We start from the raw sequence: 22,741 nt of genomic DNA, 5'->3' as shown, positions 1-22,741 counted from the left end.
GCAGATGCGGGAGGACAGTGTGCTGCTGGCAGTGCACCTCGGTGTCGTGCACCGGTGTGGCAGGCGGTCGAACGGCACCGTCGACTTGATCGCGCCAGCCGGAACCGTGCCGTCCAGCGACTTCGAGCGGATGGAGGACGGCTCGTTCGTCCGGGCCGTCTCCGAGAGTGAGCCGGAAGGCCTGTTCACGTTGACCGTGCGCGGGATCGAGCATCACGATCCGTTGCTTGGCTATCTGGCGCCGGATCCGCAGACCGAGGTCCGGCAGGTCCGCCAGACGGTCTGGCCGGGCGCCAGGGACGAGTTGCGTTTCCCGCTCCCAGTCACGCTTGACGACGACGAGCCCGAGCCCAACACCGGCACGCTCGCGACCGATTTGAGCGTCTCACTTGTCGCTGGTGCACCGAACGGCTGGCAGCAGATCAGCATCGAGTGCGACGCGCTTGGCGACCGGTTGGAGTTGCGCGCTCGCGTCACTCTCGAAGACGACGACGTGCACGAATGGTCGCCGCCCGCCATTGTCTCGCACTGGTTCCACCGGTTGCGGATGCTGTCGCACCGGCCGTCCAAGGGCACGTGGTTCAAGGCGAAGTACGAGCTCAAGCGCGGCGCACCGGCGAGCATCGAGTTCGACTTCGACTTCCCCGACGACAGCGACGCGCAGGGCAGCTTCAGCGATCTTCGTGTCCTGCCAAGGCATGCGGAGGCGATCCCGCCGAAGATGGCACAGACGGCGTTGGTCGCCTACGAGTTGGCGGCGCAGGCACATCGCGCCGAGATCGCGCAAGACGACCGGGACCAGCCGGAGCAGAAGCCGTACACCCTGATCGCCAGGCTGTTCGACGGGTTCACCAGCAATGAGCGGCCGTACGTGTACCGGCCATCGCTCACCACCGCCGAACGCGACGCCATCCTGTCCTATTTGGACAACGGCAAGGTCGTTCTGTCGTCGCGCGGCTTCTCCCCCGACCTGCTGCACCCGGAGCGCGACAGCCTTGTGCCGATGGCGTTCCTGACCGACGGCAAATGGGTGTGGACGGCCGCGTCGGCGTATTACCTGCGCAAGCACGGGATTCCGCCCGCGCCTGACTTCGTCCAGCACATCCGCGACATGGGTTACGAGCCGCCGCGCAGCGTGCCGAGGTTCGCATTGGACCGCGCGTCCGCGCTGGCGATGGGCAGGCCCGAAAGCGAAACTTCGGCGTGGGAGGACTACGACCGCGCCGCGTACGCGATCGCGGACATGGCGGCCCGATTCCGGGTCAGCAGGCGCTACTACAGCTCTGGCAGGCTGAAGGACCAGGCCTGGTGCATGGTCAGGGAAGGCGACCGCTGGGCCGCGTTCTGGTACACCGAGGAGGACGACCGGCGCGAGCTCGAGCACGTCTTCGACACGGTCGGCCAGGCGGCGACGTACATCATCGGCCAGCTGTGGCAGAACTACCCGAACCTGCAGCGTGAGCCGAACGAGGTGCTTGACCCCTACGAGGTCCTCGACCTGCCGATTCCGCCGTCGCCGCCGTTGGACAACTTCGAGCACTTCACGTACATCACGGTCAGCGACTTCGATGTCGAGCAGTTCGGCCCGCCCAACTCGAACCTCGTCTACGCGCCCGGCACCACGGCTGAGCAGATTGTTCCTGTGCTGCATGGGGATTCCGAGCCACGACGGCTGCGGCTGACCGGCGAGTGGACGATCGTTTCGTGCCTGACCAAGGGCAGCGAGAACCGGCCGGGCGGGGCGCAGGCGTACATCCTGCCGCTGGCAACCGAGGGATACCTGCACTGGGGCCAGATCGTGGAGTTGTCCGGAGCGGACGGTTCGTGATGCCGGAGTGGAAGACAGGACTTGACGTTCGTAACCTCAACGGGGTCGACATCGCCCTGCCGGGGTGGATGAAAGGCGCGGCGATCGGCGGCGCGCTGGGCGCGTCGGTCCAGTTCAACTCGGCCGCGGACATCCAGAAGCGCTACGGCGAACACGGCCCGATGCAGTTCTCCGACGTGTTCGGCAAACCAGGCGCGATCACCTCGGACACACAACTGATGTTGCTGTCGATGGACGCGATGGTCCGTGCGCATGTCCGTGCGACTTGGTTTGAGCGCACCGACCCGGTGAACGAGGTCAAACTGGGCCTGCGCCGGTGGTTGGTGATGGAGCAGGACGGCTGGTTCCCGCGCGCGAACGAGCTTTTCGAGCGCCGCTGGGCTGATCGCGCCACAGTCGACGCGATCCGGCACTACATGGACGACGGCACGTTCGGAACGTTCGGCAATCCGCTGAACAACTCCCAGGGCAGCTCGGTGTTGAGCCGGGCAGGGGTTGCCGCGCTGTGGAGCAGTGACATGGCCGAGGTGTTCGACATTGGTGCTCGTATCGCGGCTTTGACTCACGGGCATCCGAACGCTTATCTCGCCGCGGGCGCTTATGCGGTGATTGTTCATTACTGCTTGCGGGTCAGGAACCTTGTGCGTGCCATCGATGCGGCGCGCACTTACCTGACCCGGTGGAAAGGGCATGAGGAGGTCCACGACACGCTGAGCAGGGTCGTGGACGCGCAGTTCTCGGCTGACGCGAAGCTTGATCCCGCGACGATCGAAAGCTTCGGCGACAGCACTACTGCCCTTGGAGCGCTGGCGATCGCGGCCCGGGCGGCGATCTCGGACCACCGGTTCGAGTATGTGGTGGGTCGCGCGATCACCATCAATGGCGACAGCGCGGCGACCGGGGCTTTGGCTGGTGCGCTGTATGGGGTTTCGGGTGGCGGGAACCATCTGCCCGAGGACCTGGTCGCACAGGTGGAGTTGAGTGAGCGGATGAGCACATTGGCCTACCAGGTACGCCGCGAATTCAGCGAGGAACCGATGTACAGCGACGAGTTCTACAGCTGGTTCCCCTTCTCCCAGAAACGCTGACCCCACCCCACCGCCGTGTCCACCGTTCCTGAACACCGTGTCCACCGTTCCAGCACACCGTGTCCACCGTTGCGGCACACCGTGTTGACCGTTGCTTGCGGGCTTGTCCTGTTCCAGCGGGGTTCTTTGCGCTTCGGGGCTCATCCCTCAGGGCATCTTGCGTTGCACCGCCCTTGGCGCGTGTCCACCGTTCCGTCACGGTGAGTCAAACTGCTCGACTCGCTTCCAGCGCGGCTGGTACCCGCCGGGCGCCGCTCGCGGGTTCAACTCACCATGACGGAGCCGGTGGACACGCGGTTGGGGGGCTAGATCCAGCCGTTGTCTCTGACCATTTTGGCTGCTTGGGCTCGGGTTTTGGCTCCTAGTTTCGTCATCGCCGATGAGACGTAGTTCCGGACTGTTCCTGCCGAGAGGTTCAACGCTCTGGCGATGTCCGGTGCCGTACGGGAGTCGTCGACCATCCGCAGGACTTCGAGTTCGCGGTCGGTCAGCGGACACGGGTTTTCGGCGAGGGCTGAGGCCGCGAATTCCGGGTCTACGTAACGCATTCCCGCGTGCACTCGGCGGATCACGTCTGCCAACAGGGCGGCTGGTGCGGTTTTGGCCAGGAAACCTTTGGCTCCAAGGGAGAGTGCTTGGCGCAGGACTCCTGGGCGAGCGTGCCGGGTGAGCATGATCGCTCTCGTGTCGATCAGCTCCAGCACTTTCAGGCCGTCCATTGTGGGCATTTCCACGTCGAGCACGACCACGTCCGGCTTGTGCTCGGCGATCGCGAGCAGGGCTTTCGAGCCGTCGTCGACGTCCGCGACCACTTCGAGGTCCGGTTCAAGGCCAAGCAGGGAGGCGACGGCTTGCCTGGTCAGCTGTTCGTCGTCGGCTAGGACCACTCGGATCATCTCGGCAGGCTCGCAATCACCTCGAAGGACGCAGGTTCGACGTTTCCGGCCGTGAATGAGCCGCCTGCCGCCGTGACACGCCTGGTGAGACTCACAAGGCCGCTGCCGTCCTCGGCTGACTGGAGTGGCGCCACGCCGTCGTTGACCACGCGGAGCACAACCGAGTCGGGTTTGGCAGCAAGGGAAACGCTGCACGAGCGGGGGTCTGAGTGGCGCAAGGCGTTGGTCATGGCTTCTCTGAGCACGCGGCCGAAGAGGTCTCGTTCGCCGGTGGTCAGGTCGGCCGGGTCGGCGGCGAAGTCGCAGGAGATTCCGGCTGATTCCAGGAGTTTGCGGGCACCGGTGAGTTCCGTGGCGAAGTCGGTTGGCCGGTTGCCTTGCACGAGCGCGCGGACGTCTCGCAACGCGTTGCGGGCCAATTGTTGTACTTCGATCATTTCGGCCTTGGACTTTTCCGCGTCGGTCAGCCGGACCGCGAGTTCGCTTTTCAGTGACACGACTTCCAGCGCGTGCCCGAGGATGTCGTGCAGATCTTCGGCCAGCCGCAGGCGTTCCCGCGTCGCCGCGAGGTCGGCGGCGTCCCGGCGGGCCTGTTCGAGCTTCAACGCGCCTTCCCATTGGCGGTACGTCATCCCGACGCTGAACGCGAGCGCCACGGTCATGAACGTCGACGTGAACAGCAGCACGCCCAGCGCGGCCTGCTGTCCAGTGAGAAAGAGGACCACAACGAGCAAAGCGACCTGGACCGCGACCAATATGCCGATCCTGCGCCAGGCGTAGCCCATCGTTCTGCCGACGAAGTACTCGGAAGCCGCCATCCCGACGAACACTGTGCTGAACGAGCCCGCGAGCACATCGACCGCGCACGCGGCGGTCGACAACATGAGCGCCAACGCGGACAGGCCATAGAGGTGCAGGTTCGAGAACGGCTCCCACGGACCGCGCATCAGCCGCAGGGTGTTGCGGATGCGCACGGTCAACATCACCGCGGTGCCGATCCCGATCACCGCGATCATGTACGGGTTCGGGGCCAAGCGCAGTACGAAGAACAGTGGCAGCAGCACGACGAGCTCGGTGAACAGCAGCATTCGGCGGGTCATCCGGCGCAACGGCTCTAGGACGGTCTCGGCCACGTTCATCAAACTAACAGCACATGACACCTGTCATCCCAGCTCATGACGGCCACGACTACTGAACGTGCCGCCAATTCGCGAACCTTGTGGCATGAACGTGATTGAAGTGTCCGAGTTGACCTATCGCTACGGGCAGTTCGTCGCAGTCGCCGGAGTCGACTTCACGGTTCGCCAGGGGGAGATCTTCGCGCTGCTCGGGACGAACGGCGCCGGTAAGACCACGACATTGGAGACCATCGAGGGCTTCCGCAAGCCCGCGAGCGGCCGGGTCAGGGCGTTCGGGCTGGACCCGGCGGCCGACCGGCCCGCACTGAGCGCGCGCACGGGCGTGATGTCACAGCAGACCGGGCTGATCGGCGAGCTGACTGTGGCTGAGACGCTCGACCTGTGGGCCGGACTGACCACCCGCAAGGATTCCGCGAAGGCGCTTTTGTCCACAGTGGAGCTGACGCATCGGGCGGACGTCCAGGTGGACAAGCTTTCCGGGGGTGAACGGCGGCGGCTGGATTTCGCCTTGGCGATCTGGGGGCGTCCGCCGCTGGTGATCCTGGACGAGCCGACCACCGGCCTCGACCCGGAATCACGCCAGGGGTTGTGGGACACCGTCGAGCACCTCAAGGACATCGGCACGTCGGTCCTGCTGACCACGCATTACCTGGAGGAGGCGCAGGCGCTGGCCGACCGGGTGGCGATCATGCACAACGGCCGGATCCAGGTCTCCGGGACGCTGTCGGACGTGTTGTCCGAGCAGCCCGCGCGGATCACCGCCAAGGTTCCGTACGGCATGGAGCTGCCGAAACTTCTCGGTGACGTGGCGCTGGACAACGAGCAGCTGACCGTACAGACCCACGACCTGCAGGCGGATCTGCACGAACTGCTGCAGTGGGCCGACCGCAATGCCGTGCGGCTGCGGGATCTCAACGCCACCCAGGCGTCACTGCAGGAGATCTTCCTCTCGATCGGAAAGGCATGACCATGGTCGTCCATCTGGCAATGACGGAACTGCGGTTGCTGTTCCGCAAGAAGCTGACCATGTACTCGATCGTGTTCGTGCCGCTCGCACTGTGCGCGATGGCCTGGTTCCAGCTGCGGGACATGCCCGCGTCGGAATGGCCGTGGCAGATGGGCTTCACGTTCGTGATGCTGCTGGCGGTGTCGGTGTACCTGGTCAGCGCGATGGTGTTCACCTCGCGCAGGCAGTCGCTTGTGCTGCAACGACTTCGTACATCGGAGCTGACCGACAACGGCGTGTTCGCCGGGATCGCCGGGCCGATGATGGTCATCGGAATCGCGCAGACCCTGATCTACTTCGGGTTCTGCCTGGCGATCGGGGCCCCTGCGCCGCAACAGGTCGGCGTTGTCCTCATCGGACTCGTCCTCGGCCTGCCGACGGCGTTGCTCGCCGGAATCGTGACGGCCGCGTTCTCCCGGAGTGTCGAGGCCACCCAGATCACGTCGCTGCCGCTGCTGTTCGCCGCGATCGCCGGGGCGATCATGATTCGGTCGGACAACACGACCGTGTCCACGATCGGCGCCCTGTTGCCGATGGCGGGTCCGAGCCAGCTGGTCGGTGAAGGCTGGGCCGGGTCGACGCCGCTGCTCGCGCTGGGTGCCACGGTCGCGTGGCTGGCGCTGCTCGGGTTCGCGGCGCAACGGTTCTTCAAGTGGGAACCACGCCAGTAACAGCACTGGCTTATATAAGCTGTGGCTGCTACGTTGGCGGTATGACGGACCTCATCGAGCAGATCAACGCCGTCCGCCGAACGGTCACGAAACGGCAGGTCAAGACGGGAGAAGGGCGTTCGATCGCGCTCGCTCAGACCTACGGCGCCGCGATCGAGGACGTCTGGGACGCATGCACGAACCCCGAACGCCTGGCGCGTTGGTTCGCGCCCGTCTCAGGCGACCTGCAGCTCGGCGGGCGCTACGCGATCGAAGGCAACGCCAGCGGCACGGTCGAGCGCTGCGATCCCCCGAAGAGCTTCGCGCTGACGTGGGAATACGACGGAGACCCCAGCTGGGTCGAGGTAAAGCTGACCACGGAGGCGAACGGGACCCGATTCGAACTGGAGCACACCATGCCGGTGAACGACCACTGGGAGCTCTACGGCCCAGGCGCGGGCGGGGTCGGCTGGGACTTGTCGCTGGCGAGCCTGGCGGCGCACTTGGCCGAGAAACCGTTGCCACCAGAGAAAGAATGGACGACATCACCCGAAGGCGTGAACTTCATGCGCGCCAGCAGTTCCCGTTGGGGCGAGGCGGGCATCGAAGCCGGAGAGGACGAGGAATGGGCGCAGGCGGCGGCCGACCGTACAACCGCCGCCTACACGGAAACTACGGACGAAAACGATCAGCCGTAACAGCCATGACGTACCGATCGTTCGGGTACTCGTTCACGGTCCACATCTCGTCAGTGGACGGCCGGTAGGTCATGTCCTCCGGACCCATCATCCACGTGCCCTCGTAGATGTTGGCGAGCTTGCCCGGCTGCCAGACGACCAGGTCGCCGCGGCCGTTCCTGCCGTTGCTGCGTGAGATGTAGTACCAGGACTTGTCAGGACCGTCGCCGCCCTTGATGGCCGCGGCGCCTTGCATGGCACGGATGTTGACCTGGTACGCCCAGTCCGCCGTGGTGTCGGACAGTTCGCGCGTCTCGTAGTTGATGTTCCAGCGGAACAACCGTGATCCGTCGCCAACCTCGTCGTACTCGGTGACGAGAACGCTGTCCGGCGTGGTCGAACGGTCCAGCGAGATCGCGGAGAACCGGACGTTGTTGTTGTCACGCTCGTAGGTGAACTTGCGCGGCAAAACGTACTGGTAGCCGTAGGCGTAGTAAGTGCCGTCAGCCGCGCGGCCGATCTTGGTGTCGTCGGCGGTGGAAACCTTCAGGATGTTGTTGAGGTCGTACACCTCGATGTTGTCCGTACTGGCGACGTACAACAGGTTGCCGTACCACATGATGCCGCCAGCGTGGTTCGGCGACGTGGACGCGAAGTTGGCGTTTCCGCTGGTCGTGGTCGGTGCGACCAGCAGAACGTGCCGGTAGACCGGCTTCAGCGGGTCGGTCCGGTCGATGAAGCTGATCCGCGCGCCCTTGTTGGCCGCAGTGCCGTCCTTGTGGCCGTACCACGAGACCAGGACGACCTTGCGGTCCTGCCACACCCCGGATTCCAGGGCGTCGCTGCTGGTGGTGATGCCCTGCGGATACCAGTCCGGCGTCTTGTCATCGCCGTCCTGCCACAGGAATCCCGCCGCGAAGTTCGGCGTGATCCGCTCGCCGTCCTCCTTGGGAATCCGCAGCGCTGTCCGGTTCGCACTGTCCAAAACGGACTTCACGTCCGCGTTCGGCAGCGCGTTGACCAGCTTGGTGTAGTCGGCATCGTTGGCCGAACGCTTCAGCTTGAAGTCCGCCGCGTTGAGTTTGCTCGCCGCGTCCACCGCGGCGGTTGCCGTGGGCACGGCCCCCAGAGTCATGACCATCAGACTGGCCGCCGCGATCGCGGCAGCACGCATTTTCTTCACAGTCCAGGCATATCCAGTGAACTGTCGTTGAATCTACGGCTGAACGGGAATCTCACAGCCTATGCAAGGAACAGTCAACGAGAAACCAGGGATTCACCGGGCGCGACCACGGTGTGCCCGGCATTGGCGGCTGCCACCGCCAACCGCTTGTCATACGTGACAAATGCTTCGACGTTCTTTCCCAGCGCCGCGACAGCATCCGCTGTGGCGAGATGGATGGAGTCGAGCGATCGCAGATTCGGCTCTAGGTAGGCCGCGGCAGTCGCGCGTACCTCATCATTGATCTCTATGCGGTACAACCGCTTCAGCACACCGGTCACCGCGCCTAGCAGCTGCGGATGGCCACGCCGCAACGCACGCGGCACCTCTACCTCGGACAGCATGGAAGTCACCAGGTCCGCACGAGCATGCTCGGCGATCCAATCGACGAGCGCACGTGACTCCGGCTCCTGCGCGATCAGTTTGATGATCGCGCAGCTGCCCAGATAGATCACCAGCGCTCCTCCTCGCGCATGGCGATGAGCGCGTTGGTGGCTGTCTTTTCGTGATCAATCGGCCCGGCGGGCACAACGAACGGACGCGGCAGTGTCGGCGGTTTCGCCCAGCCCATCTCCACGAGATCATCCAGCTCACCGCTGGCCACCGGCACAAGCCTGGCGACCGGCTTGCCGCGGTTGGTGATCTCGACGGTTTCACCGTTCGTCACACGATCGAGCACACTCGCGGTGTCCTGGTTGAGCACTCTGATCGGGACCTGCTCCATGCCGCTCATTGTACTACATGAGGTAGAACAGCATCGCGGGTTCAGAAACGGGCTCGGTAAAGGTCGCGCAGCTGGTCACGCCCGTTCATGCGATCGACACTAGCGCGGGATCAATGCCGCCGCCGATCCAGCTCACGCTGCTTACCGCTACGCCCTTAGCCGAACCACAACACGCGCAGGACATCGACGCGCCGCTGGTCATCGAGGATCAGGTACACGATCACGCCCTCGCCCATCGACCCGCCAAACACCCACTGGCGCATGGGCTCGTCGGGTTTGGTCAGGTTGTACGGCTCGCCATGCCACGGCGTGAGCTCAAGGACGCCCAACACCTGCGCGAGCACCGCGAGAACTGCGTCCGGCAATGCAGCGATCTGATCAGCCACGTCACCGTCGATGACGATGCGATACACCTACAGGCCCAGCCGCTCCCGGATCAACGCTTTCACGTCATCGGTGGACACGGCGCCAGCCGGTTCCGCGCCGGTCCGCAGCCTGTCCTCGGCGCGTTGCAGCATTCGGCGGTGTGCCTCCGGGTCAGCCTGGGTCATCCGGGCAACGCGATGCCAGTGCGTCAGCGCGGCGTGCAGCTCGTCCAAGCTCAGTGTGTCCGCGGCCGTCCGCAGTGCCTTGCGGTAGTCGCGGTCGAAGTCAGCGGCTTCCTCAGGCAGCAGCGCCGCACGGATCGCGCGGGGCGTGGTGCCCGGCGGTTCCGTGGGGAAGTGCTCTGCTGCTGACGCCGTCACGCTCTTAGCGTAGCAAGCACCCAGTAACAATCGACGTATCGCCGCGAGCGATAGCGAGCAGGCGGGGAGTCGGTGATGGGTGCCTGCGGTTCCGGCATGGTGGACACGCACACTCGCACATAAGGAGAAAGGCCCCCGGCGAACCGGGGGCCTTCTCTTAGCTAACTACGCCTCAGCGATAGTCGCGGCCGAAGTCGTAGTCGTCCAACGGAACCGCGGCACCTGTACCGGTGCCGAAGACATCCGGGGTGTAGTAGCCGTCGTCGTAGGACGGGATCGCGTATGCGGCGACCCTGGCCTCTTCCGTTGGCTGGACCTGGATGTTGCGGTACTTGTTGATGCCCGTGCCTGCCGGGATCAACTTACCGATGATGACGTTCTCCTTCAGGCCGACGAGCTTGTCGCTCGCGCCCTTGATCGCCGCGTCGGTCAGGATCTTGGTGGTCTCCTGGAAGGAGGCCGCCGAGAGCCAGGACTCCGTGGCCAGCGACGCCTTGGTGATACCCATCAGCACCGGACGACCGGAGGCGGGCTCGCCGCCTTCGGAGACGATCCGGCGGTTCTGCGACTCGAAGTCCGCACGCTCTGGCAGCGAGCCGGGCAGGAAGTCGGTCGAACCGCTGTCGATGATCGTGACGCGGCGCAGCATCTGCCGGACGATCACCTCGATGTGCTTGTCGTGGATGGACACACCCTGCGCCCGGTACACCTTCTGGACCTCTTCGACCAGGTGCATCTGCGCGGCCCGCGGGCCCATCACGCGCAGCACCTCGTGCGGGTCCGGCGTACCTTCCAGCAGCTGCTGGCCGACCGAGACGTGGTCGCCGTCGGCGAGCGGGCCGGACGGGGTCACGGCAAGGCGCTGACGCTTGGACAGCTTGTCGAAGATGATCTCTTCGCTGCCGTCGTCTGGGATCAGCGTGATCTTCCAGAACCGGTCGCCGTCCTCGATCCGCACGCGGCCGTCGACGTCGGCGATCGGCGCCTTGCCCTTCGGCTGACGGGCCTCGAACAGCTCCTGGACACGGGGCAGACCGGTGGTGATGTCGTCACCGGCGACACCACCCTGGTGGAACGTACGCATGGTCAGCTGCGTACCGGGCTCACCGATCGACTGGGCGGCGACGATACCGACGGCCTCACCCACGTCGACCAGCTGACCGGTCGCCATCGAGCGGCCGTAGCACATGGCACAGACACCGACGGCCGACTCGCAGGTCAGCACGCTGCGGACCTTCGCCTTGACGATCCCGCTGTCGATCAGGCGGTTGAGCGCCGGGTCGCCGAGGTCATCACCGCGGTTGACGATGATGTTGCCCTCGTTGTCGGTCACGTCCTCGGCGATCGTGCGCGCGTAGACACTGGTCTCCACGTGCTGGTCGCGCAGGACCTTGCCGTCCGGCGTCTTCTCACCGATCTTCATCTGGATGCCGCGGCTGGTGCCACAGTCGATCTCACGCACGATGACGTCCTGCGAGACGTCCACCAGACGACGGGTCAGGTAACCCGAGTCGGCGGTACGCAGCGCGGTGTCGGCCAGACCCTTACGGGCACCGTGCGTGGCGATGAAGTACTCACCAACGGAGAGGCCTTCACGGAAGTTCGCCTTGATCGGCCGTGGGATGTACTCACCCTTCGGGTTGGACACCAGACCACGCATACCGGCCAGCGACCGGACCTGGGTCATGTTGCCCGCCGCGCCCGACTTCACGATCGTCGGGATCGGGTTGTCGTCGGGGAAGTAGTCCTCCATCGCCTTGGCGACGTCCTCAGTTGCCTGAGTCCAGACCTTGACCAGCTCGTTGTTGCGCTCGGCGTGCGAGAGCTGGCCACGCTGGTAGCGCTTCTCGACCGCGTCGGCCTTCTGCTCGTACTGGTCGAGGATCTCGGCCTTGTTCGGCGGCACGACGACATCGGAGATGGCGATCGTGACACCGGACCGGGTGGCCCAGTGGAAGCCCGCGTCCTTCAGCTTGTCCAGCGTCCGGGCCACGGTGACCATCGGGTAGCGCTCGGCGAGGTCGTTCACGATCGCGGCCTGACGCTTCTTGGGCATCGGCTCGTTGATGAACGGGTAGTCCTCGGGGAGCAGGTCGTTGAACAGGACCCGGCCAAGAGTGGTCTCCGCCAGCCAGGTGCTGCCCGGCTCGTAACCCTCCGGGCGCATCTGGGCGTTCGGCGTCCGGTTCTTGATCCGGATCTTCACCGGTGCCTGCAGGCCGATGACCTTGCGGTCGAAGGCCATGATCGCCTCGGCCGGCGAGGAGAACGCGAGGCCTGCGCCTGCCGCCTTCTCGTCCAGCCTGGTCAGGTGGAACAGACCGGTGACCATGTCAAGACGCGGCATGGCCAGCGGACGGCCCGACGCGGGCGACAGGATGTTGTTCGACGACAGCATCAGGATCCGGGCCTCGGCCTGAGCCTCGGCCGACAGCGGCAGGTGCACCGCCATCTGGTCACCGTCGAAGTCCGCGTTGAACGCCTCACAGACCAGCGGGTGCAGCTGGATGGCCTTGCCTTCGACCAGCTGCGGCTCGAAGGCCTGGATACCGAGGCGGTGCAGCGTCGGTGCGCGGTTGAGCAGCACCGGGTGCTCGGTGATGACCTCTTCGAGCACGTCCCACACGGCCGGGCGGGCCCGCTCGACCATCCGCTTGGCGGACTTGATGTTCTGCGCGTGGTTGAGGTCAACGAGCCGCTTCATCACGAACGGCTTGAACAGCTCGAGCGCCATCGCCTTCGGCAGACCGCACTGGTGCAGCTTGAGCTGCGGGCCGACCACGATGACCGAACGGCCCGAGTAGTCGACACGCTTGCCGAGCAGGTTCTGGCGGAACCGGCCCTGCTTACCCTTCAGCAGGTCCGACAGCGACTTCAGCGGCCGGTTACCTGGACCGGTGACCGGACGGCCACGGCGGCCGTTGTCGAACAGCGCGTCGACGGCCTCCTGCAGCATCCGCTTCTCGTTGTTCACGATGATCTCGGGCGCGCCGAGGTCGATGAGGCGCTTCAACCGGTTGTTGCGGTTGATCACCCGGCGGTACAGGTCGTTCAGGTCGGACGTGGCGAACCGGCCACCGTCGAGCTGAACCATCGGCCGCAGGTCCGGCGGGATGACCGGAACGCAGTCGAGCACCATGCCCATCGGCGAGTTGCGGGTCGACTGGAACGCCGCGACGACCTTGAGGCGCTTGAGGGCACGCAGCTTCTTCTGGCCCTTGCCGCTGCGGATGGTCTCCCGCAGGTTCTCGGCCTCGGCGTCCACGTCGAAGTTGCCAGCCAGCGTCTTGATCGCCTCGGCACCCATCGAACCGGTGAAGTAGTCGCCGTAGCGGTCGATCAGCTCGCGGTAGAGCAGCTCGTCGGCGATCAGCTGCTTGATGTCGAGCTTGGTGAAGGTGGTCCAGATCTCGTCGAGCCGGTCCAGCTCACGCTGGGCCCGGTCGCGGAGCTGGCGCATCTCCCGCTCGCCACCCTCCTTGACCTTGCGGCGCACGTCGCTCTTGGCGCCTTCGGCCTCCAGCTGCGCGAGGTCGCCCTCGAGCTTCTGGGCACGCGCCTCGATGTCGGCATCGCGACGGGCCTCGACCTGCTTGCGCTCGACGCCGATCTCCGACTCGAGGGTGGGCAGGTCGTTGTGCCGCAGCTCGGTGTTCACGCCGGTGATCACGTAGGCCGCGAAGTAGATGATCTTCTCGAGGTCCTTGGGCGCCAGGTCGAGCAGGTAGCCCAGCCGGGACGGCACACCCTTGAAGTACCAGATGTGCGTGACCGGCGCGGCCAGCTCGATGTGGCCCATGCGCTCACGGCGGACCTTCGCGCGGGTCACCTCGACGCCACAGCGCTCACAGATGATGCCCTTGAAGCGGACCCGCTTGTACTTACCGCAGTAGCACTCCCAGTCCCGGGTCGGACCGAAGATCTTCTCGCAGAAGAGTCCGTCCTTCTCCGGCTTCAGGGTGCGGTAGTTGATCGTCTCCGGCTTCTTGACCTCGCCGAAGGACCACTGGCGGATGTCGTCCGCTGTGGCAAGGCCGATACGGAGCTCGTCGAAGAAGTTGACGTCAAGCACGTCGGTTCTTCTCCCCTTTGGTTGAAAGACAGCAGATTCGGGGGATTCAGGCGAGGCGGGGGCCGGTTTCCGGCCGTCCCCCGGCCTCGGCGAGGTCAGTTCACAACGTCGTCAACGGAAGGCGATTCGTTGCGGGACAAGTTGATCCCGAGGTTCGCGGCAGCGCGCTCCAGGTCCTCGTCGTCCCCGTCGCGCATCTCGATCGCGGCGCCGTCCGAAGACAGCACCTCCACGTTCAAGCACAGCGACTGGAGCTCCTTGAGGAGCACCTTGAAGGACTCCGGGATACCCGGCTCCGGGATGTTCTCGCCCTTGACGATCGCCTCGTAGACCTTCACGCGGCCCACGACGTCGTCGGACTTGATCGTCAGCAGCTCCTGCAGCGTGTAGGCCGCACCATAGGCCTGCATCGCCCAGCACTCCATCTCACCGAAGCGCTGGCCACCGAACTGCGCCTTACCACCCAGCGGCTGCTGGGTGATCATCGAGTACGGGCCGGTCGACCGGGCGTGGATCTTGTCGTCGACCAGGTGCAGCAGCTTCAAGATGTACATGTAGCCGACTGCGACCGGGTACGGGAACGGCTCGCCGGAGCGGCCGTCGAGCAAGATCGCCTTACCGTCCTTGTTGACCATCCGCTCGCCGTCCCGGTTCGGCATCGTCGAGCCGAGCAGTCCGGTGAGCTCCTCTTCGCTGGCACCGTCGAACACCGGGGTCGCGGTGTTCGTGTCCGGGTCCACCTCGTAGAGGTCGGATGGCAGCTTGGCCGCCCACTCCGGGGATCCGTCGATCTTCCAGCCTGTCTTGGCCAGCCACCCGAGGTGAGTCTCGAGGATCTGGCCGATGTTCATACGACGCGGCACACCGTGCGTGTTCAGCACGACGTCCACCGGCGTGCCGTCCGGGAGGAACGGCATGTCCTCGACCGGGAGGATCTTGCCGATGACACCCTTGTTGCCGTGCCGGCCGGCGAGCTTGTCGCCGTCCTGGATCTTGCGCTTCTGCGCCACGTACACGCGGACCAGCTCGTTCACGCCCGGGGGCAGCTCGTCCTCGTCCTCGCGGGAGAACACGCGGATACCGATCACCTTGCCGGTCTCACCGTGCGGCACCTTCAGCGAGGTGTCGCGGACCTCGCGGGCCTTCTCACCGAAGATGGCACGCAGCAGGCGCTCCTCCGGGGTCAGCTCGGTCTCACCCTTCGGCGTGACCTTGCCGACCAGGATGTCGCCGTCGCGGACCTCGGCACCGATCCGGATGATGCCGCGCTCGTCGAGGTCGGCGAGCACCTCCTCGGAGACGTTCGGGATGTCCCGCGTGATCTCCTCGGCACCCAGCTTGGTGTCGCGGGCGTCGATCTCGTGCTCCTCGATGTGGATCGAGGTCAGGACGTCGTCCTGGACGAGACGCTGCGACAGGATGATCGCGTCCTCGTAGTTGTGGCCTTCCCACGGCATGATCGCCACGAGCAGGTTCTTGCCGAGGGCCATCTCGCCGTCTTCGGTGCACGGACCGTCCGCGACAACCTGGCCGACCTCAACCCGCTCACCCTCGTTGACGATGGGCTTCTGGTTGATGCACGTGCCCTGGTTGCTGCGGCGGAACTTGTGCAGCCCGTAGGTCTGGCGGGTGCCGTCGTCGGCCATCACCGTGATGAAGTCCGCGGACAGCTCCTCGACCACACCGGCCTTGCTTGCCACGACCACGTCACCGGCGTCGACCGCGGCACGCAGCTCCATCCCGGTGCCGACCAGCGGCGACTCGGAACGCAACAGCGGAACGGCCTGACGCTGCATGTTCGCGCCCATCAGGGCGCGGTTGGCGTCGTCGTGCTCGAGGAACGGGATCATGGCCGTCGCGACCGACACCATCTGGCGCGGCGAGACGTCCATGTAGTCGACACCGTGCGGGTCGATGTACTCGACCTCACCGCCCTTGGTACGGACGAGGACGCGGTCCTCGACGAAGTTGCCGTCGGCGTCGGTCGGCGAGTTGGCCTGCGCCTTGACGTAACGGTCTTCCTCGTCCGCGGTCAGGTAGTCGATCTGCTCGGTGACCCGGCCGTCGACGACCTTGCGGTACGGCGTCTCGATGAAGCCGAACGGGTTGACCCGCCCGTAGGACGAGAGCGAACCGATCAGGCCGATGTTCGGACCTTCCGGCGTCTCGATCGGGCACATCCGGCCGTAGTGCGACGGGTGGACGTCACGGACCTCCATGCCGGCCCGCTCACGGGAGATACCACCAGGGCCGAGGGCCGAGAGGCGACGCTTGTGCGTCAGGCCCGCGATCGGGTTGGTCTGGTCCATGAACTGCGACAGCTGGGAGGTTCCGAAGAACTCCTTGATCGCCGCGACCACCGGACGGATGTTGATCAGCGTCTGCGGCGTGATCGCCTCGACGTCCTGCGTGGTCATCCGCTCACGGACGACGCGCTCCATCCGGGACAGGCCGACCCGGATCTGGTTCTGGATCAGCTCGCCGACCGTGCGCAGGCGGCGGTTGCCGAAGTGGTCGATGTCGTCGACCTCGACCGGCAGCTCACGGCCGTCCTTGCCCATCATCGTGGTGTCGCCCGCGTGCAGCCGGACGAGGTACTCGATGGTGGTGACGATGTCCTCTTCGGTCAGCACACCGGTGTCGTACGGCTCGACGACACCCAGCTTCTTGTTGACCTTGTACCGGCCCACCTTGGCCAGGTCGTACCGCTTGTCCTTGAAGAACAGGTTCTCCAGCAGGGTCTGCGCCGACTCCTTGGTCGGCGGCTCGCCCGGGCGAAGCTTGCGGTAGATGTCCAGCAGCGCCTCGTCCTGACCAGCGGTGTGGTCCTTCTCGAGGGTGGCGAGCAGGGTCTCAGAGAAAGAGAAGCGTTCCCTGATCTGCTCGGTCGTCCAGCCGAGGGCCTTCAGCAGGACGGTCACCGGCTGGCGGCGCTTGCGGTCGATGCGGACACCGACGGTGTCGCGCTTGTCGACGTCGAACTCGAGCCAGGCACCACGGCTCGGGATGATCCGGGTGTCGAAGACGTCCTTGTCGGTCGTCTTGTCGACAGCGGTTGCGAAGTAGACACCGGGCGAACGCACCAGCTGGGACACGACGACACGCTCGGTGCCGTTGATGATGAACGTGCCCTTGTTGGTCATGACCGGGAAGTCACCCATGAACACCGTCTGGCTCTTGATCTCGCCAGTGGTGTGGTTGGTGAACTCGGCCGTGACGAACAGCGGTGCGGCGTAGGTCATGTCCTTGTCCTTGCACTCCTCGACAGAGGCCTTGACCTCGTCGAAGCGTGGGTCGGAGAAGGAAAGCGACATCGAGCCGGAGAAGTCCTCGATCGGCGAGATCTCGTTCAGTACTTCCTCGAGACCACCGACGGGGTTCTCGTCACCGGCGTCGACACGGCGCTGGAACCACGCCTCGGCTCCGGTGAACCATTCGAAGGACTGGATCTGCAGGTCGAGCAGATTGGGCACGCCGAGCGGCTCGGACAGCTTCGCGAACGAGACGCGCTTCGGAGCACCTGGGATTCCGGACATGGAGTTGGTCGCAGCAGTGGCTTCGGTCGCGCGGGAGACTGCCAAGATGCGTCCTTCCAGGGACTATGAGCGGTTGAGCGGCCGCGTTAGCAGGCAACTAACGCAACTGTCAAGGGTGCTTGATGCCCAGCATCCTAGCTCTCGGGTAAGGGCGCACGGAAAGTGGGCAGAGCAAAGACGCAGTCTAGCCATAAAAGCGGCGACTGTCCAGGGGCCACAGAAACGGCCCCCCGCTCACGACAACAGCGTGACCCTGCCCGGTTCTCCAGTCAAGGGGCCACGCGGTGTTCACCCACGTGGACCAGCAAATCCATCCCTGTTGGACCAGCTAGCGGGGGATAGAAGCTACCAGACGTTCAACGGTTTCGTTGATCAAGGGTGGGCACAGCGAGTGATAGGGCACGCACAGATCCTTGAGCACTTCGCTGAGTGCGGCCTCGAAAGCCCGGACTCCGGGGGGCGGAAAAGGTGACCGAGACCACACTACGAAGTCGTAGTCGGCGGCCTCCCACGCGACCGTGTCCTCGACCCGGCGCATCACGTGATGCTGAACGTACTCGTGCCGGATCTTGCGGGCGGCCCGGTAGCGTGCCAGCTCATCGATCACCGGGCGGGCGGTGATCACCAGGTTGCTGGCGCGCACGGCGGCCGACTCGGCCATCCGCACGATCGTGATCGCGTCCTCCGCGGCCCGGCCATCGACCTTCGCGAGGGCGTCGACCGACGATTCGGGGTCGGGGTGGGACCGGGTGCCGATGGTCAACGTGTTCGGGCCGAGGTGCTTGGCCAGGGCGTCGACGATCTCCGTCTTTGCCGGGCTCGTCGCACCGGCGACCGCGACGAGGGTGCCGCGGTGCGAAGGCAGGGCAATCTTCATTGTGCGCGGGAGACTACCGTCCGTGGCCCCCATTCACGCCACGTCGCGCCCGCTGTTCACTCAACCGTGTCTACCTGTTTTGCCGTGAAGGTCACCTTCGCGGCGTTAGTCAGTCTGTCCTCTGGTGAAGACGCCCGTTGAGGGGTGAAAATCGGTGTTGGCTGCCCGCTGACGTCGTTGTCTCTATGGTCTGTGAAGGCCGTGCGTTAGTCAGTCTGTCCTCTGGTGAAGACGCCCGTTGAGGGGTGAAAATCGGTGTTGGCTGCCCGCTGACGTCGTTGTCTCTATGGTCTGTGAAGGCCGTGCGTTAGTCGGACGCTGGGAGCCCTTGGTGGGCCCTTGATTGTTGCTTCGAGCACGCGGATCAGATTCGTTGTTGCCTGGGCTCCCGCGGGTAGCCGCCCCGCCGGACGCTCGGGGAGAGGCCGATGTTGGAGCAGACACAGGACAACGAGGAGATCATCGCGCGGGTGGCCGCGTTGGATATCGGTAAGGCCGAGGTGATGTGTTGTGTCCGGGTGCCCGATGAGGCGCGTCCGGGTAAGCGGCTGCAGGAGGTCCGGCCGTACTCGACGATGACCCGGTCGTTGCTGGTGCTGGCTGATCGGCTGGCCGGGCTGGGCGTGACCCGGGTGGTCATGGAGTCCACATCGGACTATTGGAAGCCGGTGTTCTACCTGTTGGAGGCGCACGGGTTCGAGACCTGGCTGGTCAACGCCCGCGATGTCAAGCATCTGCCCGGCCGGCCGAAGACGGATCGATTGGACGCGGTGTGGTTGTGCAAGGTGGCCGAGCGGCAGATGATCCGGCCCAGTTTTGTCCCGCCGTCACCGATCCGCCGGCTACGGGATCTGACCCGGTATCGGCGTGACCTGGTCGAGGTCTGCACCGCGGAGAAGCAGCGGGTGGAAAAGCTCCTGGAAGATGCCCAGATCAAGCTCTCGGTGGTGGTCTCGGACATCTTCGGGGTGTCCGGCCGGGCCATGCTGGCCGCGCTGGTCGCCGGGCAGCGGGACCCGAAGGTACTCGCGCAGCTGGCCCGCACCTCGATGCGGCGCAAGATCGGCAGGCTGGAAGAGGCGTTCACCGGGTTTTTCACCGATCATCACGCGTTCCTGTTGTCGACCATGCTGGCCCGGGTGGATGCCGGGATCGCTGACGTCGCCCGAGTGGATGCCGCGATCGAGGAGTTGATCGCCCCTTTCGCCACAGCGGTCGACCAGCTTGATGAGATCACCGGCGTCGGGCGCACCGCCGCCCAGGTAGCCATCGCCGAGATCGGGCTGGACATGGCACGCTTCCCAACTCCGGGCCACCTGTGTTCCTGGGCCAAGTTCGCTCCCGGGGTGTCGGAGTCGGCCGGCAAGAAGAAAGGCAAAGCTGCCACCGGGCACGGCAACCCTTACCTGGCCCGAATCCTGGGCGAGGCCGCAGTGTCCGCCAGCAGGACCAACACTTTTCTCGGCGAACGCTACCGGCGCATCGCTCGCCGCAGTGGCGCCAAGAAGGCCATCGTCGCGGTCGGCCGTTCCATTCTCGTGATCATGTGGCACCTGTTATCCGACCCCAACGCCCGGTTCCGTGACCTCGGCGCCGACTACTTCGTCCAGCACACCAACACTCAACGCAAGGTCCGCAACCACATCAGCCAACTGGCCGCTCTGGGCTATCGCGTCACCCTCGAACCCGCGGCCTGACAACCCAACTACCAACCCGGCTCCGCTGCGCTACGCCGGGTGCCTTCGGCCTGCCCACTCACCATCGATTTTCGGATCAGACGCGCGAGGGCCTCCCCTGACGCGTTCAACGCCAATGCCAGGAACTCAAGTTTCGGAGTTCGATCGCGACTGTAGCCGGGCGTGGGCCGTTGACCTGCGATGATCTGCGGCTGGCGCGGGTGGGACTGGCCGCCCAGGCGAGGGGTGCGGGCATGACGTGACGTTCAGGGGTGTGAGGGCCGAGTTTGCTGCGTTGAACGCCGTGAAGGTGGCCTTCACGGCATTGCGTCCCGTGGTAGGTGGAGCTGGTGTGACATGTGTGACTGACGAGGCGAATTTCTGTCCTTAGTGGACCTTGAGGTGCTCGGCAGCGGTCGGCCCCGCGGACTTGGTCAAGTTCCTGGCATTGGCGTTAGACGCGTGAGGGCCTCCCCTGACGCGTTAGATGTCCATGTCAGGAGTTGAGGCTTGCTGGCCACGGTGACAGGACCGGTGTTCAGGTCGGTGACCTGCAGGTCTCCGTGGTGACACAGCGCGGAGGCTCTCGTAGCCGCGGTCAGTGTGGCGCGTACGGCGCCGCGGCGGGCGCGCCTCGCGAGGGGAAGATTCGGGGCGTTCAACGCCGCCAGGGTGACCTTCACGGCATCCCACCCCGTCACACATGTGAGCCCTAAATGGCGTTGAACGCCCCAAACTCTCGCCCCCCACTCTGCTTGAAACGGTTTACATACCGACCGTTCGGCAGAAACTGTTTCCCTTGTGCCCTTACCCGAGTCCGTATTACCCAGTGCCGAAAAAGTTCAATCCATTTACGAAGTTGCCGCAGGTTCCGCGATTTCGGTGAGTGCGTCCACCACCCGTTGCAGCCAGTCAGTCAGATCACGATCGTGTTCGAAACGACCCGGGTCGGCCTTGGGCATCGTGTGCCGATGCGCCTCCGTGCCCGCAGGCACCGGCATGACACCGGCGGCCACCCCGAAAACGACGCGCATGTTCGGAACGGCTGCCTGCCACGCCTCGATCTCGTGCCGTTCCCGCAGGATGACGACCCCGCCGGTCTCCGGAAGGGAGTCGAGAACTACCTGGGTTCCCGCGTAGAGCCAGCGCACCACGTCCGGCTCCCACCACAGCCGGATCGGCTCGGGTTCCTCGTCCGGGATGATCTCGCGCAATGCTGCGACCAGCGGCGGATATTCGGCAGGCGTTGTCGCCAGCGGTAAGCCGATCGCGTCCGCGGTCGGATCCTCACCGGCGTATTTGGTATACCGCCACTCGAGCAACTCGCTGTACCCGGCCATTTGCCTGCGCAGCCATGCCACCGCGTGCGGGCTGAACACACCGATCAGCTCGTCACCGGCACGGTCCCAGCAGACAGTGAGGTGCACAAGGTCCACGAATACCCGAGGATCAATTCCTACGCCACCGATTCATTCGGATTCCCACGCGATCACGACGGATGCACTCGTCACCCGACTGGTGTGTCCACCATTCCGACACCCCGTGTCCACCATTCCCGCACACCGTGTCCACCACTCCGGCACTATGAAATCCCCGCGCGGGCGCCGCACTGCGCATCTCGGTGTGCCGGAAAGTGCATCTCGGTGTGTCGCAGTGGTGGACACGCCGGGGTGAGTTACTTCGGGGTCTCGAAGAAGTCGAGCTTCACGATCTTCCATTTGCCGTCGACCCGCTGCATGTTCATCGCGAACTGGGTCGGGCCGCCAGACGGCTGCTTGTCCTCACGGACACCGATCTGGTCGGCGAAGACGAGGACGCGGGCCTCGTCACCGGACAGGCTGACCACGCCGACGCTGACCGGGTTGACGACGACCTGGAGTTTCTGGGTCTGGATGTCGGTTTCCAGCGCCTTCATGGATTTGTCGTACTGGTCGACGGCTTCTCCGGCCAGGTACTCCTTGGCCCTCGCGGTCGCCGCGGGCATGTCGTCGAACTTGTACGAGAGCACGGAGACGACGGCCGTGTTGGCGGCGCCGACGACGTCCTTGGTGGTGTTGGTGTCCGAGAGGGCGTCGTTGCCCGCGCCGGTCCTGGCGTCACTGAGCTGCTGCATGAAGAAGAAGCCGAGACCGCCGAGCAGCACCGCGACGACCACCAGGATGGCGGGGATCAGAAGGTTGAGTTGTTGTGGCTGGTCCGGGGAGGGGTCGGTGGCGGCCGAGGGGGCGGTTCCATCAAGGGCTTCCGAGGGATCGGCGCCTGCCTTGTGCTCCGACTCGGCTGGAACTGCGTCATCCGGCGCGGCGGCTTCGCCGGGCTGGGTCGATGGCATCCGATCGGACTCGGTTGCTTCCCTCAGGTCGCCCGACAGCGTCGCCCTTGATTCAGCGACTTTCCCGGTCCTGGCGGATGGCTTCCGCCTTGGGGCGGGCTCAGCCACCGGGTCTTGGGCGGGGGCGTCCTCGCCGATCACGGGGACGTCGAGCGCGGGCGTGACCTCTTCGGGCTGCTCTGGCTGGTCCGTGCGGCGGTGCAGGCCCGCGACCTTGGGCCGCCGGGCTGGCGGGGTGGCTGGACGGCGACGAGGGGGTGTCACTCTCGAAT

Annotated in this window: 18 protein-coding genes; 6 read left to right on the top strand and 12 right to left on the bottom strand. The window is 65.2% G+C overall.

Annotated features, from left to right (window positions below; translation table 11 throughout):
- The first annotated feature begins 4 nt into the window (after positions 1 to 4).
- Together LWC34_RS23225 and LWC34_RS23220 are read left to right on the top strand one after the other, a co-directional pair.
- Entirely contained in the window at positions 5 to 1,828 is a 1,824-nt protein-coding gene (locus LWC34_RS23225) for a hypothetical protein (RefSeq protein WP_233727271.1), read from the top strand.
- On the top strand, positions 1,828 to 2,916 hold the full coding sequence (locus LWC34_RS23220; RefSeq protein WP_233727270.1) for an ADP-ribosylglycohydrolase family protein: 1,089 nt from the start codon (positions 1,828 to 1,830) through the stop codon (positions 2,914 to 2,916). Before LWC34_RS23225 ends, LWC34_RS23220 begins: the two co-directional genes overlap by 1 nt.
- 305 nt (positions 2,917 to 3,221) lie before the next feature.
- On the opposite strand, the gene LWC34_RS23215 is transcribed toward LWC34_RS23220, so the two are convergent.
- Both LWC34_RS23215 and LWC34_RS58130 read right to left on the bottom strand, forming a co-directional pair.
- A complete protein-coding gene (locus LWC34_RS23215; protein ID WP_233727269.1) occupies positions 3,222 to 3,812 on the bottom strand; it encodes a response regulator transcription factor in 591 nt (196 codons plus the stop codon).
- Positions 3,809 to 4,945 carry a sensor histidine kinase gene (locus LWC34_RS58130; RefSeq protein WP_233727268.1) on the bottom strand — a complete coding sequence of 379 codons (1,137 nt, stop codon included), beginning with the start codon at positions 4,943 to 4,945 and terminating at the stop codon, positions 3,809 to 3,811. The genes LWC34_RS23215 and LWC34_RS58130 overlap by 4 nt, the downstream gene beginning before the upstream one ends.
- A 91-nt stretch (positions 4,946 to 5,036) precedes the next feature.
- Between LWC34_RS58130 and LWC34_RS23205 the strand changes: the two genes are divergently transcribed.
- The 3 genes from LWC34_RS23205 to LWC34_RS23195 are packed head-to-tail and all read left to right on the top strand — an operon-like array spanning position 5,037 to position 7,305.
- Complete coding sequence (locus LWC34_RS23205; protein WP_233727267.1) at positions 5,037 to 5,918, top strand: ABC transporter ATP-binding protein; 882 nt, start codon at positions 5,037 to 5,039, stop codon at positions 5,916 to 5,918.
- Positions 5,915 to 6,628 carry an ABC transporter permease gene (locus LWC34_RS23200; protein WP_233727266.1) on the top strand — a complete coding sequence of 238 codons (714 nt, stop codon included), beginning with the start codon at positions 5,915 to 5,917 and terminating at the stop codon, positions 6,626 to 6,628. Before LWC34_RS23205 ends, LWC34_RS23200 begins: the two co-directional genes overlap by 4 nt.
- 41 nt (positions 6,629 to 6,669) lie before the next feature.
- Positions 6,670 to 7,305, top strand: a complete 636-nt coding sequence (locus tag LWC34_RS23195; RefSeq protein ID WP_233727265.1) for an SRPBCC family protein — start codon at positions 6,670 to 6,672, stop codon at positions 7,303 to 7,305.
- On the opposite strand, the gene LWC34_RS23190 is transcribed toward LWC34_RS23195, so the two are convergent.
- The 8 genes from LWC34_RS23190 to LWC34_RS23155 all read right to left on the bottom strand — a co-directional run bounded on the left by LWC34_RS23190 (position 7,280) and on the right by LWC34_RS23155 (position 18,461).
- Positions 7,280 to 8,467 carry a hypothetical protein gene (locus LWC34_RS23190; protein ID WP_233727264.1) on the bottom strand — a complete coding sequence of 396 codons (1,188 nt, stop codon included), beginning with the start codon at positions 8,465 to 8,467 and terminating at the stop codon, positions 7,280 to 7,282. The two genes, LWC34_RS23195 and LWC34_RS23190, sit on opposite strands and share 26 nt — an antisense overlap.
- Positions 8,468 to 8,541: 74 nt before the next feature.
- Positions 8,542 to 8,961 (bottom strand): type II toxin-antitoxin system VapC family toxin, encoded by a 420-nt coding sequence (locus LWC34_RS23185; RefSeq protein WP_233727263.1) that lies wholly within the window; start codon positions 8,959 to 8,961, stop codon positions 8,542 to 8,544.
- Complete coding sequence (locus tag LWC34_RS23180) at positions 8,958 to 9,230, bottom strand: type II toxin-antitoxin system Phd/YefM family antitoxin (RefSeq protein WP_233727262.1); 273 nt, start codon at positions 9,228 to 9,230, stop codon at positions 8,958 to 8,960. The genes LWC34_RS23185 and LWC34_RS23180 overlap by 4 nt, the downstream gene beginning before the upstream one ends.
- 155 nt (positions 9,231 to 9,385) lie before the next feature.
- Positions 9,386 to 9,616, bottom strand: coding sequence for a hypothetical protein (locus LWC34_RS23175; RefSeq protein WP_233727261.1), 231 nt, complete (start codon positions 9,614 to 9,616; stop codon positions 9,386 to 9,388).
- Between the two features lie 27 nt (positions 9,617 to 9,643).
- Positions 9,644 to 9,976: a DUF6247 family protein gene (locus LWC34_RS23170; RefSeq protein ID WP_233727260.1), complete on the bottom strand. Its 333-nt coding sequence runs from the start codon at positions 9,974 to 9,976 to the stop codon at positions 9,644 to 9,646.
- Positions 9,977 to 10,148: 172 nt separating this feature from the next.
- Entirely contained in the window at positions 10,149 to 14,048 is a 3,900-nt protein-coding gene (locus LWC34_RS23165; RefSeq protein ID WP_233727259.1) for a DNA-directed RNA polymerase subunit beta', read from the bottom strand.
- Positions 14,049 to 14,143: 95 nt separating this feature from the next.
- Positions 14,144 to 17,629 (bottom strand): DNA-directed RNA polymerase subunit beta, encoded by a 3,486-nt coding sequence (gene rpoB, locus LWC34_RS23160; protein WP_233727258.1) that lies wholly within the window; start codon positions 17,627 to 17,629, stop codon positions 14,144 to 14,146.
- A 283-nt stretch (positions 17,630 to 17,912) separates the two neighbouring features.
- Positions 17,913 to 18,461: a hypothetical protein gene (locus LWC34_RS23155; protein WP_233727257.1), complete on the bottom strand. Its 549-nt coding sequence runs from the start codon at positions 18,459 to 18,461 to the stop codon at positions 17,913 to 17,915.
- Between the two features lie 428 nt (positions 18,462 to 18,889).
- On the opposite strand from LWC34_RS23155, the gene LWC34_RS23150 reads away from it, so the two are divergent.
- A complete protein-coding gene (locus LWC34_RS23150) occupies positions 18,890 to 20,158 on the top strand; it encodes an IS110 family RNA-guided transposase (protein ID WP_233723845.1) in 1,269 nt (422 codons plus the stop codon).
- Positions 20,159 to 20,988: 830 nt separating this feature from the next.
- Here the strand turns inward: LWC34_RS23150 and LWC34_RS23145 are convergent.
- Together LWC34_RS23145 and LWC34_RS23140 are read right to left on the bottom strand one after the other, a co-directional pair.
- Positions 20,989 to 21,573 carry a DUF2017 family protein gene (locus LWC34_RS23145; RefSeq protein ID WP_233727256.1) on the bottom strand — a complete coding sequence of 195 codons (585 nt, stop codon included), beginning with the start codon at positions 21,571 to 21,573 and terminating at the stop codon, positions 20,989 to 20,991.
- Positions 21,574 to 21,812: 239 nt separating this feature from the next.
- Positions 21,813 to 22,733, bottom strand: a complete 921-nt coding sequence (locus tag LWC34_RS23140; RefSeq protein ID WP_233727255.1) for a hypothetical protein — start codon at positions 22,731 to 22,733, stop codon at positions 21,813 to 21,815.
- Positions 22,734 to 22,741 lie beyond the last annotated feature (8 nt).

The sequence above is a fragment of the Kibdelosporangium philippinense genome (assembly GCF_021390435.2).
Classification (GTDB): domain Bacteria; phylum Actinomycetota; class Actinomycetes; order Mycobacteriales; family Pseudonocardiaceae; genus Kibdelosporangium; species Kibdelosporangium philippinense.
This window is presented reverse-complemented; position numbering and strand designations above follow the sequence as displayed.